General features: G+C 42.4%; 16 protein-coding genes and 1 other annotated feature. Of the genes, 1 reads left to right on the plus strand and 15 read right to left on the minus strand.

Features of this window, described 5'->3' with window-relative positions:
- Nucleotides 1-118: 118 nt before the first annotated feature.
- The 4 genes from lrgB to MHH61_RS02935 all read right to left on the minus strand — a co-directional run bounded on the left by lrgB (nt 119) and on the right by MHH61_RS02935 (nt 3,901).
- Nucleotides 119-814, minus strand: a complete 696-nt coding sequence (gene lrgB / locus MHH61_RS02920) for an antiholin-like protein LrgB (protein ID WP_024425719.1) — start codon at nt 812-814, stop codon at nt 119-121.
- A gap of 14 nt (nt 815-828) precedes the next feature.
- Nucleotides 829-1,272: an antiholin-like murein hydrolase modulator LrgA gene (lrgA, locus tag MHH61_RS02925; RefSeq protein WP_024425718.1), complete on the minus strand. Its 444-nt coding sequence runs from the start codon at nt 1,270-1,272 to the stop codon at nt 829-831.
- Between the two features lie 137 nt (nt 1,273-1,409).
- Entirely contained in the window at nt 1,410-2,147 is a 738-nt protein-coding gene (locus tag MHH61_RS02930; protein ID WP_125587146.1) for a LytTR family DNA-binding domain-containing protein, read from the minus strand.
- Nucleotides 2,144-3,901, minus strand: a complete 1,758-nt coding sequence (locus MHH61_RS02935) for a sensor histidine kinase (protein ID WP_125587147.1) — start codon at nt 3,899-3,901, stop codon at nt 2,144-2,146. The genes MHH61_RS02930 and MHH61_RS02935 overlap by 4 nt, the downstream gene beginning before the upstream one ends.
- A gap of 176 nt (nt 3,902-4,077) precedes the next feature.
- Between MHH61_RS02935 and MHH61_RS02940 the strand changes: the two genes are divergently transcribed.
- Nucleotides 4,078-4,857 carry an HAD family hydrolase gene (locus MHH61_RS02940; RefSeq protein ID WP_024426132.1) on the plus strand — a complete coding sequence of 260 codons (780 nt, stop codon included), beginning with the start codon at nt 4,078-4,080 and terminating at the stop codon, nt 4,855-4,857.
- Between the two features lie 53 nt (nt 4,858-4,910).
- Here MHH61_RS02940 and MHH61_RS02945 read toward each other — a convergent pair whose 3' ends face one another.
- The 11 genes from MHH61_RS02945 to coaE form a co-directional block, all read right to left on the minus strand.
- Complete coding sequence (locus MHH61_RS02945; RefSeq protein WP_125587148.1) at nt 4,911-5,831, minus strand: methyl-accepting chemotaxis protein; 921 nt, start codon at nt 5,829-5,831, stop codon at nt 4,911-4,913.
- 157 nt (nt 5,832-5,988) lie between these two features.
- A complete protein-coding gene (gene thrS / locus MHH61_RS02950) occupies nt 5,989-7,929 on the minus strand; it encodes a threonine--tRNA ligase (RefSeq protein WP_024426134.1) in 1,941 nt (646 codons plus the stop codon).
- A 45-nt stretch (nt 7,930-7,974) separates the two neighbouring features.
- Nucleotides 7,975-8,222: a binding site (T-box leader), on the minus strand.
- Nucleotides 8,223-8,265: 43 nt separating this feature from the next.
- The gene (gene ytxC, locus MHH61_RS02955) at nt 8,266-9,135 is read right to left on the minus strand and encodes a putative sporulation protein YtxC (protein ID WP_125587149.1); all 870 of its coding nucleotides are present in this window, start codon (nt 9,133-9,135) and stop codon (nt 8,266-8,268) included.
- A 60-nt stretch (nt 9,136-9,195) separates the two neighbouring features.
- Entirely contained in the window at nt 9,196-9,834 is a 639-nt protein-coding gene (locus tag MHH61_RS02960; RefSeq protein WP_125587150.1) for a TVP38/TMEM64 family protein, read from the minus strand.
- A gap of 33 nt (nt 9,835-9,867) precedes the next feature.
- Complete coding sequence (dnaI, locus tag MHH61_RS02965; RefSeq protein WP_125587151.1) at nt 9,868-10,797, minus strand: primosomal protein DnaI; 930 nt, start codon at nt 10,795-10,797, stop codon at nt 9,868-9,870.
- 16 nt (nt 10,798-10,813) lie between these two features.
- Entirely contained in the window at nt 10,814-12,238 is a 1,425-nt protein-coding gene (locus MHH61_RS02970; RefSeq protein ID WP_125587192.1) for a replication initiation and membrane attachment family protein, read from the minus strand.
- Nucleotides 12,239-12,339: 101 nt separating this feature from the next.
- Entirely contained in the window at nt 12,340-12,798 is a 459-nt protein-coding gene (nrdR, locus tag MHH61_RS02975; RefSeq protein ID WP_125587152.1) for a transcriptional regulator NrdR, read from the minus strand.
- Nucleotides 12,799-12,802: 4 nt separating this feature from the next.
- Nucleotides 12,803-13,189, minus strand: a complete 387-nt coding sequence (locus MHH61_RS02980) for a hypothetical protein (protein WP_024425708.1) — start codon at nt 13,187-13,189, stop codon at nt 12,803-12,805.
- A 183-nt stretch (nt 13,190-13,372) separates the two neighbouring features.
- Nucleotides 13,373-13,753 (minus strand): adenosylmethionine decarboxylase, encoded by a 381-nt coding sequence (gene speD, locus MHH61_RS02985; protein WP_003216492.1) that lies wholly within the window; start codon nt 13,751-13,753, stop codon nt 13,373-13,375.
- A 235-nt stretch (nt 13,754-13,988) separates the two neighbouring features.
- On the minus strand, nt 13,989-15,011 hold the full coding sequence (locus MHH61_RS02990) for a glyceraldehyde-3-phosphate dehydrogenase (RefSeq protein WP_024425707.1): 1,023 nt from the start codon (nt 15,009-15,011) through the stop codon (nt 13,989-13,991).
- 172 nt (nt 15,012-15,183) lie between these two features.
- Entirely contained in the window at nt 15,184-15,789 is a 606-nt protein-coding gene (coaE, locus tag MHH61_RS02995; RefSeq protein WP_024426138.1) for a dephospho-CoA kinase, read from the minus strand.
- Between the last annotated feature and the right edge of the window lie 9 nt (nt 15,790-15,798).

Below are 15,798 nucleotides of genomic sequence, written 5' to 3' on the forward strand. Positions count from 1 at the left end.
TTCGTTAACTATTCTACACAATTTTCATTTGTCCGTCAAGTAACCGAACTCTTGAAACAACTTTTTCAGTTTAACACGATGAGACGAATTGGGCAAGACTTTTTCACACCATGCGCCATCAAAGAATCAACTGCATAAAGATTGGGATGACGATAACGGTCACAACTCCTACGACTACAACGGCGATACTTGCCATCGCTGCTTCTACTTCTCCCATCTCAATTCCAACAGAAACCCCAAGCGCATGTCCTGAAGTACCAAGTGCAAGACCTTTTGCCACTGGGTTTTTAATGCGAAACAATTTTAAGAAGAAAGCACCTAGTGCATAGACAATGACTGCGTTAAATATGACCGCAAAGGCTGTGATATCTGCGATTCCGCCAATATCCTTTGCAATTGGAAGAGCAATCGCTGTTGTCGCTGCTTGTGGAAGCATGCTTTTCATCACAGCCGCATCTAAATGAATTCCTTTTGCTACGAGATATACGATCGTAATGGAACAAAGTGAACCTACAAAAATAGCAGATAAAATTTGCCACCAATATTTTTTAAGCAAGGCTCTCTGCTTATAAAGCGGGATAGCGAAAGCAATCGTTGCAGGCTCTAAGAAAAATTTGATAATCTTGCCGCCCTCATTATAATCTGCGTAGGAAAAACCGCCAACTTTCAAAAATAAAATGCCTAGTACCATCGCCACAAACAGCGGGGTGAACAAGAAGAAGCCTTTTGATTTTTTAAATAAGAATGTCCCTATTCCAAAAGCGACCAATGAGACGACTATGCCAAAATAAGGGCTCATCGTACTTGTACCCATTTTGCATCTCTCCTTTAATGCGTACTTGAAGCTGGTTTATTTGAATGAGAAGGAGCAGATTTACTCTCCTTTGTCTCTTTACGTTTCTGCGGTCTTTCTGATAATTGCATGAGAAGCTGCGAAAACAGCCCTGTCGCTGCAAGTAGCATAATGGTTGCAATGATAATGACACCGACGACTTGCACACCCACTTCTTGCATGACACCTAATGATTGAATAACGGAGATCCCAGAGGGAACAAATAGAAAGCTAATGAGTCCTGTCAATGATGTACCTAATTGCTCCACCTGCTCTAGTTTGACGATTTTCGTTGTTAACAAAACAAATAATAGAACCAAACCAATGACGGATGCGGGCATCGGAATCGGTAAATACATTGAAATGAGATTAGAAACGAACATTACGGTTGCAAAAATAAATGCTTGAGATAGAAATCCATATACTTTCGTGGCACTCATGCCCCTTCACCTCTTTCTTTGACTGCCCTCAGTATAGGGCATGAAATAAATGAATGAAGCGTTTACAATAAAACTCGCTGGATTCAATGACTGAAATGCAAAAAACGAGTATTGAAATACAAACAAAAAAAGCCCTCCTACTCTAGCAGGAGCGACTTCTTTAATTCTTTCGCATATGTACGGCTGACAGGAATGATGGACCCGTCTGTCATATGCAGATTATACGTCGAATTAAACCACGGCTGTACTTCTTTCATATGAGAGGTATTCACGATATAGCTGCGATGAACCCTCATAAAGTAAGCCTCAGGAAGTTTCTTTTCAATGACCACAAGCGGTTCTGAGACCTCATACATGTGATTTTTTGTTTTCACGACCTTTTTCCCCTCGATAAGTCCTACATACATGATCTCTTCAACTTGCAGGATCACAATTGAGTCATCGACTGAGATCGCTAATTTTTGCTGGCGGGGCGCTTTCTCATCTGACAGCTGGTGCTCTTTCGTCTCAACAGATTTCCATTTTTTAAACTTCTGGATGGTCTGGAGCAGCCGCTCTTCATCAAATGGTTTTGTTAAGTAATCAAGCGCACTTACCTCAAACGCCTTCAGCGCATATTGATCAAAGGCTGTCGCAAATACAACCGCTGGCGGATCAGACATCCGGTTAAGCCTTTTGGCAATATCAAATCCGTTCTCACCAGATAAATCAATGTCTAAAAAGAGCAGATCCGGCTTATGGTCGACCATCCGGTCAAAAGCAGATTCTATATTTTCTGCTTCCTCTATTTGAACATCCTCTTTCGTTCTTCGTAATAAGTATTTTAATTCATCTCTTGCTAACACTTCATCATCTACGATTAATACTTTCATCAACGAGAATCATCCTTTTTTACATAGTCCATCGGAATGCGAAATGAGATGTCAGTGCCTTGGTCACTATGAATGGATAAAGCGGCTTGTCTGCCAAAAATTCCTCTTAACCGCTGATCTAAATTAAAAAGGGCTGTCCCTGTTCCTTCTAGTGATTTGACAGGCGCTTTTAATAGCTGAGCCATCTTATCATCTTCAATCCCCTGTCCATTATCTGTCACTTTCATATAAACATGCCCATCTTTCATCAAAGCGGATACGATGACTTCACAATTCGTTTGATGTTTAGGAAAAGCATGTCTCACTGCGTTTTCAACAAGCACCTGAAGCACAAAGGGCGGAATCATCACCTGCTCCAGCTCCTTTTCAATTTGAAAGGTCACATGGTACTTATTTGGAAACCTTGCTTGTTCGAGTGATAAATATGCCTCCACATGCTGAATCTCTTTATGCATTGGAATCAGCAGCTGGCGGGCACCTTGCATATTTGAACGAAAATAAATACTTAGCTGCAGCAGCAGCTTCCTTGCCATCTCCACATTGGTTCTGCATAAAACAGAGATGGTATTAATGGCGTTAAATAAAAAGTGCGGGTTCACTTGTGCTTGAAGTGCTTTAATTTCTGCATCTTTTAGCAGGCGGCTTTGAGTTTCCGCCTCCCCAAGCTCAAGCTGTGTGGAAAACAGCATCGCCAAACCTTCTGCAAGCTCCTCTTCCACCCTGCTTAATCCGACCGGAGAATTGAAATACATTTTTAACGTTCCAATCGTTTGACCGTTAGAAGTGAGCGGCAGCACGATTGCGGCTTCAAGAGGGCAATGGGCGACTGAACAATTGATTTCGTCCTTCGAATGTGCTTTCATAATCTTGCCGCTCATCAATACTTGTTTCGACAGCCCCGTAATCAAGCTTTTAGATGGAATATGATGATCTGTTCCATCTCCGACATGCGCTAAAATCTTTTCAGTGTCTGTTAAGGAGACCGCATCTGTTTCAGTCAACCGATGAATGATCTCCGCCACACTTTTACATGACTGTTCATTTAACCCTTGGCGGAAAAAAGGCAGTGTTTGATCGGCGATCGAAAATACACGATGTGTCTGCATCGCTTTTGCCTGCTCTTCTTGCCGAATGACTGACTGTAAAATAGATAAAAAGATAAAGCTGCCGATTCCATTCACAAAGATCATCGGCAAAGCGATGATACTGACAAGCCCCCATGCATCCGCAAATGGCTTTGCAAACAGAAGGATGATGATCATCTGTAATGATTCCATCGCTACACCAAAAAGGGCTGCTTGGCGAGGAGTCACCATTCGATTCCTCCGCTTAAACCTGCTGCCGACATAGCCTGCAATGACACCCGCTAAAATGGAAGAAATCGCACAGCTGAGCGCGGTGCTTCCCCCTAGGGTATAGCGATGGATTCCAGCTAAAAGCCCTGCGCCAATCCCTACAAACGGCCCCCCGATCAAACCACCCATTTCGATCCCCATAATTCTCGTATTGGCGATAGAGCTTGACGAGCCGAGATGATAAGAAAACTCATGATTCATGACAATTTGCTGCTGAATTTCAATTCCTGTGTAATTGCTGATAATACTAAAAGAAGCAAAAATGAAGACAAGGATTGCCTTTTTCCGAAACCCTTGATTATGTAGCAATAGATTGCGAAAGCCCTTCACATGAGCAAGCACAAATCCTAAAATAACGATGATCCCCACACGCTCGATCATCATGATAATTAAATGAAGCAAACCGGCCACCTCAAATGATGTATGTCATATCTACTGTCTTTCTATTCTATCATGTGCGGTCAATGATCAAAGATCTCTCAAATCTTTTCTTTATTGGCCCCTTCTTCTATTGTAAAATGAACTTGAGCCTGTCACTTGCAGTTGAAGGTAACACATACATAACAAGGGAGAAGATCATGAAAGCCGTATTTTTCGATTTAGATGATACTTTGCTTTGGGACGAAAAAAGCATTCATACAACTTTTCAAGAAACTTGCCGGGAAGCGGAAAAGAAATATGGACTTGATCCAGAATCGTTTGAACAGATTGTACGTGAAGAAGCAAGAAAGCTGTACTCTTCCTATGAAACATATGATTATACTGTCATGATCGGCATTAATCCTTTCGAAGGACTGTGGTCCAATTTTAGTGAACCGATTAGCGAAGGCTTTCAAAAGCTGAACGCCATTGCACCAGAGTATCGTAAAAACGCTTGGACCAACGGCTTAAAGACAGCGGGAATTGACGATGAGGCATTTGGACAATATTTGGCTGATTTCTTTGCAGCAGAACGCAGAAAACGCCCATATGTCTATGAAGAAACATACCCTGTTTTAAACCGCCTGAAAGGCAGCTACGAATTGCTCCTTTTAACAAACGGAGATCCTAGCCTTCAAAAGGAGAAACTGGCAGGTGTTCCTGAGCTTGCACCTTATTTTAACGAAATCGTGATTTCAGGAGATTACGGGAAAGGCAAACCTGACCCGGGTATCTTTGAGCACTGCCTTCAGCTGTTAAACTTAACAAAAGACGAAGTGATCATGGTTGGAGATAATCCGAAAACAGATATTCTCGGCGCATCTCGCGTTGGTATCCAAACCGTTTGGATCAATCGCCATGGCAAGAAAAATGAAACAGATGTGACGCCTGATTATGAAATCAAAGACTTACATGAATTGTTTGATATATTAAAATAGAACAAAAAAACACCCTTCTCCTGACGAGATTGGGTGTTTTTGTATTTTTAGAGCTATATGATTGCCGCTAGACTTTGCGCTTGCCGGTCTAAGCCGCGTGCTGCTTCTCCTACAACGATGAATTCCTCACTTGCCTGCTTTACAAGATCCCGGTTTGTAAACACGGTTGTCTTTGCCCGGCTTGTGCCGCTGCTGACTTTCTCTACTTCTGCATGGATCGCCTTCACATATTGATCTACCTTGACGATCGCTTCTTTTGAATTTGTCGCAAGCTTTCGAATCTCTGCTGCCACTACACTAAAGCCATTTCCATAGGAACCCGCATGTGCCGCTTCTATTGCTGCATTTAAGGCGAGCAGCTGGGTTTGTGAAGAAATGCTGTTGATGGTTGCCGCAATGGAGCTGATGGACTCTACCTGCTCCGTTAATCCTTTTAACAAGCTCATATTTTGATCGGTTTCGTTTGCTATATGATCAAAGGAGGCATTGACACTTTGACTATGCTGAATGCCAACTTCTGCTCGTTCCATTAATTTCGCAGACATCTCCTTTAGGTCTTCTACGACTTGCTTCATTGTATGTTCTCTCTTCGTAATATCTGTTGCCACTTTCACAACACCTACTACAGTTCCTTCTTCATCTCGAACAGGTGAATATGTCGCTTCAAGCCATAAGCTGCTGCCGTTTTTCGTGATCCGCTGCACTTTTTCTTGAAAAACTTGACCTTCTCTCAAACGCTTCCAAAACATGTGATAGCTCGTGTGTTCTGTAATATGCGGAGGACAGAGCTGTCTATGTTGAAGACCGATCATCTCTTCTTTAGAATATCCCATGGCTTTTGCAAAAATATCGTTCACCCATAGAACTTCACCTGTCACATTAAATTCAATCATTGCCAGCGAGTGCTCTAATGCACGAAGAACAGCTGATTGCTCCAATACATGTGACGATAAATTGTTTGTTGTTTGCATCATCGCTTTCATTCCCCCAATTTGTCTCGAACCAATAGTACATACTTACCCTTACTTTTGTACTATCTAAACGTCTCTTTTTAGGAATTGGATCACTAGTGAAGGTGTTTTCCAAAAAGAAAAAAGCCAGTGACCTAAAGAGAATCACTGGCTGTGCTTATTATTTCTTTGCTTCTGCTACTGCATGTTTCACAAAGGCTTCAAGATCCATTGTTTCTGAATCTTGTTCCCCGTATTTTCTTACATTGACAGCGCCATTTTCTGCTTCTTGATCTCCGACGACAAGCATGTACGGAATCTTTTGCATTTGCGCTTCTCTAATTTTGTACCCAATTTTTTCATCGCGGCTGTCAAGCTCTACACGAAGACCTTCAAGCTGCAAACGTTCTTGTACTTTTTTCGCATAGTCTAAATGAACAGACGGTGAAACTGGGATGACTTGGAATTGTACAGGTGCCAGCCATGTTGGAAGGGCTCCTTTGTATTCTTCAATTAAGAAGGCAACGAAGCGTTCCATTGTAGAAACAACACCTCTATGAATCACGACTGGACGATGGTGCTTTCCATCTTCTCCGATATATGTGAGATCAAAGCGTTCTGGAAGTAAGAAATCAAGCTGTACAGTGGATAATGTCTCTTCTTTTCCAAGAGCTGTCTTCACTTGTACATCAAGCTTCGGCCCATAAAATGCCGCTTCGCCTTCTGCTTCATAGTAGTCGTGACCAAGCTCGTCCATTGCATCCTTCAGCATCGATTGTGCTTTATTCCACATCGCATCGTCATCGAAATACTTCTCAGTATCTTCTGGATCACGATAAGACAAGCGGAATGTGTAGTCATTCAAGCCAAAGTCTTGATACACTTCTTCAATTAAACGAACTGTACGGATGAACTCGTCTTTGATTTGATCTGGACGAACAAAGATGTGTGCATCGTTTAATGTCATACCGCGAACACGCTGAAGGCCGGATAAGGCACCTGACATTTCATAGCGGTGCATTGTACCAAGCTCTGCAATACGAATTGGCAATTCGCGATAGCTGTGCGGCTCGTTTTTGTAAATCATCATATGGTGCGGACAGTTCATCGGACGAAGAACAAGATCTTCGTTGTCCATTTCCATTACCGGGAACATGTCTTCTTGATAATGCGCCCAATGTCCTGATGTTTTATACAATTCAACACTTGCAAGAACTGGTGTGTACACATGTTCATAGCCAAGACGCACTTCTTTATCGACAATGTAACGCTCAATGACGCGGCGGATTGTAGCGCCTTTTGGCAGCCAAAGCGGAAGTCCTTGACCAACCTTTTGGGAATTCGCAAACAGTTTCAGCTCTTTTCCAAGTTTACGGTGATCGCGTTCTTTCGCTTCTTCCAGCAGACGTAAGTGTTCATTTAAATCTTCTTTGCTGAAGAAAGCTGTTCCGTAAATACGCTGAAGCATTTGGTTGTTACTGTCACCTCTCCAGTATGCACCGGCAAGGCTTAACAGTTTAAATTCTTTGATTTTCCCTGTAGACGGCAAGTGAATCCCGCGGCAGAGGTCAAAGAATTCACCCTGCTCATAAATCGTCACAGCTTCACCTTCTGGAATCGCCTCTAACAGCTCAAGCTTCAATTCATCACCAATCGCTTCAAAGCGCTTTTTCGCTTCTTCTCTTGATACTTCAATTCGCTCAATTGGTAGATTGCTGTTAATGATTTTCTTCATTTCTTTTTCAATCTTTGGTAAGTCTTCAGGTGTGATGGCAACATCGATGTCTACATCGTAGTAGAAGCCATTTTCGATGACAGGACCTACGCCAAACTGAACGTGATGCTCTTTTCCATACAGACGTTTGATCGCCTGCGCTAGCAAATGAGCTGTGCTGTGGCGCATAATGTCGAGTGCTTCTTCACTTTTATCCGTGATGATCTCGATTGTTCCACTTTCTAATAGCGGCGTACGCAGATCTATTTCTTTACCGTTCAATTTACCGGCAAGTGCTTTTTTCTTTAGGCCCGGGCTAATTGATGCCGCGATGTCTTCTGTTGTAGCTGTTTTGTCAAACTCCTTGACTGCTCCATCTGGAAATGTAAGTTGAATTTGTTCTGACATCTCTGGTCACTCCTTTTTTTGGCAATATAAAAACCCCGCCCCCTGGAAAGGGACGAGGTTGAATAAACGGAATCGTGGTTCCACCCTTTTTCCCGTATTTGCAGCTTGCTTTTTCATAAGCAAATACGGCTTGCGGTTCGATAACGGGAATTCCCGTCAGCCATTACTAAAAAGTTCACAGCTGATGTTCAAAGGTGGTAAAGCAAATGGTCCTCTGCTAGGAAGCTTTCAGCCGCGGCTTCCCTCTCTTTAAGCGGGTGTTCATTTGTTCATGTCCTTATCAATACGGTCTCTGTATGAAGTTACACCGTATTATAAAACGTTTTTTCGTGAAAATCAAGAAAGCTTTTCACTTTTCTTGTTGAAATGAGCATGTACAAATTGAACATTCTGCTCTTGGAATGAATGAGACGGGAACACCTCGACCCTTTCTTGAAAAATATTTTGAATGGTTTGCACCATCGAGTGACCTGTATCATTTGTAAATAGGTCAATTTTTTGCGGTGCAATGGAGACAAGCGGTGCAATCAGCTGCGAATCAATATACATTGGATGCTCTCTTACAAACTGTCTGTCTATGTATTGTTTTTGATCACGCTCAGAAGCGTAGCGAAATTCCCAAATCACCAGGCGTTCCTGATGCACAACATGTACTTTTTCGAGCCTAGGCTCTCTTGCCATCACATAGTCTCGAAGCGATTGAATGAAGTTTTGATACTCCTGCTCCATTTTGTATTCTTCAATGGACACTTCAACATAGTTCTTCAGCCTTCGGTCATACTCTGACAGCCTAAATGTCATAAATGAACCAATTGAAAAAACGCCTTGCTGTAAAGAAATCGCCTCAAGCTCCTTTTTTAAAAGGGCTTCTCTTGACGGGTCTTGCTGAATGCCGGGAATATCATCTAAATCCCCGTTCATGATACTGTGTGCGATGGAAAGAATTTGGTGCTGCTCTTCAGGATCTTTAAACAAATAGGTGTTTTCAAGGATGCTGCGCATGCGCTCATTTTCTTTGCATTCCAAAAAAAAGTGAACCAATAATGGCCGCACAATGTGCTCAAGTGCTTCTTCGGATTCCTTCGCCTCTATGAGAAGCCGGTCTTTCCCTTGTTGAATTGACATGTGATGCCGACTGTCTAAGTGTTCAGCAAGATGTAAAAAAGCGGCGGTATCATATTCATCTTCAAAGATTATTTCAAGCATGTTTGTCCCCCCTAACGACATCTGTTACATATATATGGGGGGAACATAAAAAATAGACGCCTAAAATAAATCAGGCATCTTTCTTTTTAAAATGAGTGGAACAGAGATAAAGATTAAATAAATCAAACAAACAACCACTAAGGCGGCATAATTGCCGCTGACAAAGCTTGAGCCGAGAACATTTAACGCAATTGTCCCCGGTATTAAGCCTAAAAAGGTGGCTGCCACAAATGCACGATAATTTGCACGTGAAGCAGCTGCCGCATAGCTGACAAAATCAAAGTGAATCGGTGCAATACGCAATAACAAAATATAAAGAAATCCATGCTCCTGAATGCGGGACGTCACCGCTTTCAGCTTTCGGCTGTTTGATTCTGTTTCCTTCTTTTTTGCACGAAAGGTTGAAGCAATCATGAAAGAGCCTGTTGCCCCGGCTGTCGCTCCAATGAGGGCATAAATCGTCCCAAGGACACTGCCGAATGCCAAACCTGCCGCCAACGAAAAGACGGTAATCGGGACGAGAACAAACGGGCGAAAAAGAGATAAGAAAAGAAAAACAAAGGGAGCCAGCATCCCAAATTGAAGCACCCAATTCTTCACATCTTTCGGCGCCAGCTGAAGATGCTGTTTATTCAGCCACCACAGCGCAGCAGCAAAAATGCCAATCCCAAGAAAAAGCAGCCATTTTCTTTTGTTCATTTCATTTGCTCCTCCTTCAGGTGACATACGTTTTTATAAATGACGGCGGTTTTCTCCTTCGAGCAACACTGGCTCTGCTAAATAGAGAATCCGTTCCATTAAACGAGCGGCTTTGACCTCTTCTTTTTCTCCCCGCTGTGAGTACGTAAAGTGATGCTTCAGCTCGTTTGGTGAGAAATTAGAAGAGAAAAATGTCGGCAGCTGCTCTGCCATACGGTATTGTAAGATCGTACCGAGCAGTTCATCCCGCACCCAGCTTGTCATCGATTCTGCCCCAATATCATCAAGCATTAAAATAGGAGTGGACTTGACCATATTCAGCTTTTCTTCTAGCGTATGATCGGCTAATGAATTTTTTAACTCTCTTACAAATTCAGGCACGTAAACAAGGAGAGATGGGTATTCTTTCTCCGCTAGCTGCTGCGCAATAGCTGCTAGTATATACGTTTTTCCTACTCCAAACTTTCCGTGTAAATACAAGCCTTTTCCTTTTCCAGTCTCATCATAGCTTTGGAGGAATTGACCTACTTTTTGAATGACCTCTTGTCTTCCCACAACGTTCAGATCAGCGAACGTCGCTTGAAGGACATTTTGCGGAATATACATGCTTTTCATCAGCTCTTGCTGTTTCTTCTGTCTATCGAGCCGCAGCTTGACTGGACAAGGGGAATATTCAATATCAATACTCTGACCTTTGATCACAAGCTTCGGGTGATACCCATCTAAAATCGCATTAACGTTTTCGTCATCTAAGCAGTAAGAGCAGCCCTTCGACTGCTGCACATATTCAAAGAGCCGGTTCAAGCTGCGATTGATCATGTCTTCATGTATCTCTTCTTGATGCTTCTGTAAAAAAACCTTCACATCTTCATCAGATAACACACTTTCCTTAATCTGATTGTATCTCACACGAAAATCTACTCGTCCTTTTAGCTGTTCAAATGAACGACCGATCGGTTTCATCCCATCTCACCTCACCTTAATGTGCATTGTACTTTTTCATATTTTTAAACTGATCTAACAGTTTTTCTTTTTCTCGTTCGAGGTCTTCTGTAGACAGATTGTCTGTTTTCTCTTTTGCCGGCTGTTCTTTTGTTTCGGTTTCTTTCATCCAGTCAGGCAGTTTCTCTTCCCTGACGACTTTTCCTGAACCATATGTGCTGCGCTGCTTTTTCTGCTGCGCCCACTCTGTCATTTGTCTGTTTTCTTCTTTAGCAATTTTCATGGCCGCTGCTACGGTTTTGATTTTCTTTCTCACCCAATGAGCGGCAATTTTTTGCATATATATTTTCGACAGCTTCATATCTGTTTTGAGTAATGTATAGTAGATGAGAACATTCATGACACCTGGCTCTAGCTGCTGCTCGAGCATGATATCTTCTACAATTCTTAAGTCGGCATACGTTGGCTCAATGCCATCTGCCATGTCTTTTAACAGCTCCCTAGGCGAAATATGATCCAGTTTTTCAATCAATTTTGCATCTGGAGTATCCGCTGCCGGCGTCTTTGAAGCATCTTGTCGCAAGTGTCTTGGCTGTTTTTGATCAATCAGCTTTGGCTGTTCGCCTCTGTATTCAATTTGGTACCAGTCTCTTGCTGCTTTTCTCAGCTCTTCTGTTGAGATCATTTGATCCGAACCGCATGCACCTGCTACAATATTTTGCATTTGAAGCGGGGTGATGCCGTATACAACAGCTAACTTCTTAATTGTTTCTTTTACCTGCTTTGTCAAAGCCTTCCTTGGAATCATCATGTCAGACATACCGGCTAATAATAGATCGAAATCAAAGGATTCGTCTGAGAGCGGTGCCGGCTGACTCGATCCAACGGTCACATATTCATAGCCTTGCTCAAGCGATGACGCCTGATGAATTTCTTCTGTCATCTTGCGCTCGCCTGGCTGCAATACGTGAAAGACTTCTTCAAACGACCGTGAAATGTTCTTTGCTTCTGCAGGAACACCCGGATAGGAGAAATAATCACGCAGCTGCATATATTTTGCTTTCTCTACACGATGGTACAGCAAAACATTCAGCATACCATCTTGGAAAAACTCATCCGGTCTTAGCGGCGGTACAAGCTCATATGTAAACAGTCTGCCTTCTTCCGTTTCCTGTTCATATGTGCGGAGTAAGCCGATCGCTTCAAGCTTTAAACGTTCCTCAAAAATATCATTTAAATTCGTCTGCAGCATGACCATGAGCTGCCGATGAGGTGCAGGTTTCCCCCACATACGATTTTGTTCCAGCTCACCCCACAGCGTCATGTATAAGCTGAAAGCGGACATGCCAATAAGCGGCTGATATAAAAGAGTGATGAGCTGTCTATCGATGTCACCGAGCAATGAAGCGCTTTTGACGACATACGGATCGACGGCTAGCACTTCCTTCCAATGCTCTGTCATATGCTGATCCTCCCCATGAATTGCGATTGTTTCCATTGTACACTCTTTTTACGTTTTACGCTTTACGCAGGAAAAAGAGCATGAAGAATCTCCAGCTCTTTTTAGCGTTCTTTCTTTAATAGATCTTTTAATTCATCAATAAAGACATTGATGTCTTTAAACTGCCGGTAAACCGAGGCAAACCTGACGTAAGACACTTCATCAATTTTCGCCAGCTCGTCCATGACCATTTCACCTACAAGCTCGCTTTTCACCTCTGACATGCCTTGATTGCGCAGTTCTTTTTCGATATTAAAGCAGACATCCTCCAGCTGCTTTAAAGCGACAGGACGCTTTTCACACGCTTTGATGAGTCCTCTCAGCATTTTTTCCCGGCTGAATTCTTCTCGAATCCCTTCTTTTTTCACCACAATCAGCGGTAATTCTTCTAATTTTTCAAACGTCGTAAAGCGATATTGGCAGCTTTCGCACTCTCTTCTACGACGGATGGATTTCCCTTCATCTACTGGTCTTGAATCAAGCACCCTTGTGCCAAGGTTCTGACATGTGGGACATTTCATTTCATCAGCTCCGATCTATTCTTGGAAGTTGTTTGTCTAGTTCATCATAAAGGGACAGAACGGTCTTTTGACTATAGCCGAAATCTGTTGGCAGGGCCGTTTCTGTTGTCACATTAAAATCGACAGCTGTTTCAAAAGGACGAATTGAAATGACAGTCGCCACGAGAAAGGCTTTTTTCGGCAATCGTATGTTTGCGCTGATTTCACCTCGTTCTGCTGAAACAGATGTCACTTGATAAGAATCGCTTCGGGAAAGAATGGTTTCCACCGCTTGAAAAACTTGTGCATTCGTCGATTTGTAGTAATGGCTTTTCAGTTCTGACACTGGATGCTCGTCAGATGTTTCTGTATGGTTTGACATGAATCGCTTAAACTTTTGTCTTAAAGTCATACACGTATCCCCTTTGCCATAATGCCTCTTTCTTTATTTTATAAAAAAAACCTTTGTTTTCCTAGAACAAAAGTATAGACAAGCTGGGGAATGTTGGATATTTTATCAAAAAAATATAAAAAGGAGCATAACACAAAGGCATTCAATGCTTTTGGCCAGCTCCCATTGCAATCTTTTTTATGTTTACAGTGCTTTGGCTTGTGCCTGTTTTACTTGTACAGGTCCCATGCCTCGAGGAATTTCGATGTTTTCTCTTGTTTCAGCACCTAATTCATCTCCGATATGATCTGCTGCAATATTCGGATCTAGGTCACCGCAAGTATAAACATCTATGCTCGCATAACCATGTTCAGGAAAGCTGTGAATTGTCAGATGAGATTCAGAAATAATGACAACTCCACTTACTCCTTGAGGTGCAAATTTGTGAAAAGCAACCTCTCTTACCTCAGCTCCTGATTTCAAAGCTGCATTTACAAACGTTTTTTCAATAAAATCCATGTCGTTCAGTTTATCACAGTCGCATCCCCATAGCTCGGAGATAACGTGACGTCCGATTGTTTCCATCATGGACCCCCCTTTAAACAAGAATGAAAGAGTGAAGTTCTAAGCAGCCGGACCGGACATATACCACGGGGGAAAGTTAGTCCTAAGAGGTCCTAACCCTTTAAGTATACCCGAATGAGTCTGCGAACAAGAAGTTCACGAAAAATAGTATACTTTGTTTAGACCCATTTTGCAAGCTGTGTTTTTAGTGGGATTTTCTCTCATTTCTTGAAAAGGGACGATCGTCTTCTTCATTTCAAACAGCAGACAGCTCTTTCATCTGTGCGCCGACAAACTTTACAAGGTCAACCACTCGGCATGAATAACCCCATTCATTGTCATACCATGCAAGAACTTTCACTTTTCTCCCTTCCATTACCATCGTTGTCAGTCCATCAACGACTGCTGAATAAGGGTTTGTGTTAAAGTCCGTAGAGACAAGCGGCTCATCTGTGTAATCTAAAATACCGGCAAGAGATGTTTTAGATGCATTCGAGAAGGCTGCATTGACTTCTTCTGCTGTCACATCTTTTTTCAAGTCAACGACAAGATCAACCATCGACACATTGGAAACTGGTACGCGGAGTGCAAGTCCATGTAATTTCCCTTTCATGTGCGGAAGCACTAAAGAAAGCGCTTTAGCGGCACCCGTCGTAGTTGGAATAATGGACTGAGCACATGCTCTCGCCCGGCGCAGATCCTTATGCGGGTTATCGATATTTTTTTGATCATTTGTATAAGCATGAACCGTTGTCATTAAACCATTGTCGATGCCAAATTCATCATCTAACAGTTTCACAACTGGTGCTAAACAGTTTGTTGTACAAGATGCGTTTGAAATAATGACGTGCTTTTCAGGATCAAGATCATCCTCATTGACACCCATCACAATCGTAATGTCTTCATTTTTACCTGGAGCTGTTAGAACGACTTTTTTCGCTCCGGCATCTATATGGCCCATCGCTTGATCTTTTGAATTAAATTTACCTGTTGCTTCAATAACGATATCAATCCCAAGCTCTCCCCATGGAAGCTGCTTTGGGTCTCTATTATTAAGCAAAAGAACTCTTTTGCCATTCACAATCAAGGCGTCATCTTCTGCTGTCACATCACATTCGTAACGTCCATGATTTGTATCATATTTAATTAAATGTGCTAGCGTTTCGGCAGGATAGCTTGCGTTCACCGCTACAATTTGAATTTGATCATCAAGCATTGCTTTTCTGAAGACCATGCGTCCAATTCTGCCAAACCCATTGATCGCTGCTTTTACCTTCATGAACAGGTCACTCCTCTATTATGTGTTATACTCAATAAATTTATTTATGAAATTAGTATATCACATTAGAATGTAATTGCCAGTATATAAACGTATATTTTCTAAAAAGGGCTGTTCTTTTCAAAGGAAATCAGAATAAAGCATAAAAAAAGAAGAGTACGTGTATGTACTCTTACTTATCTGTATGTTCCCATTCATTTAATATGTTCTGCAATTGCTTTCTAATAAACGCGAGATCTTGTGTGTTCTCTATCACGCGGTCTGCTTTTTTACATTTCTCCTCAAGAGGCTGCTGAGAGTGAATACGATTCAGCGCTTCTTCCTCGCTAAGGTCATTTCGATTCATGAGCCGCGACAGCTGCAATTCAGGCGTTGTATACACCACAATGATGCGGTCGACAAGGCTTTCCAGCTGACTTTCAAATAAAAGCGGGATATCGAGGACAACGAAGGTTTCCTTCTGACTAACCCCTTCCTCTCGCTGTTTGAGCATTTCTTTTCTCACTTCAGGATGAACAATCGCATTCAGCTGCTTTCTTTTCTCTTCATCAGAAAAAATGATGGCTCCAAGCTGCTGCCGGTTCAGCTCCCCATTTGGCAGGAGAACATCCTCACCAAAGGTTTGAACGATTTGTTGAAGAGCTGGTGTACCTTTGGCAACCGCTTCTTTTGCAATGACATCTGCGTCCACGACCCTGATGCCCTGCTCTTTTATCATTTGCGAGACGGTGCTTTTTCCACTAGCAATCCCGCCTGTTAATCCAATGACAAGCGTCAATTGATTTCC

Origin of the sequence: Bacillus sp. FSL K6-3154 (assembly GCF_040869395.1) — a bacterium.
Classification (GTDB): Bacteria; Bacillota; Bacilli; order Bacillales; family Bacillaceae; genus Bacillus; species Bacillus safensis.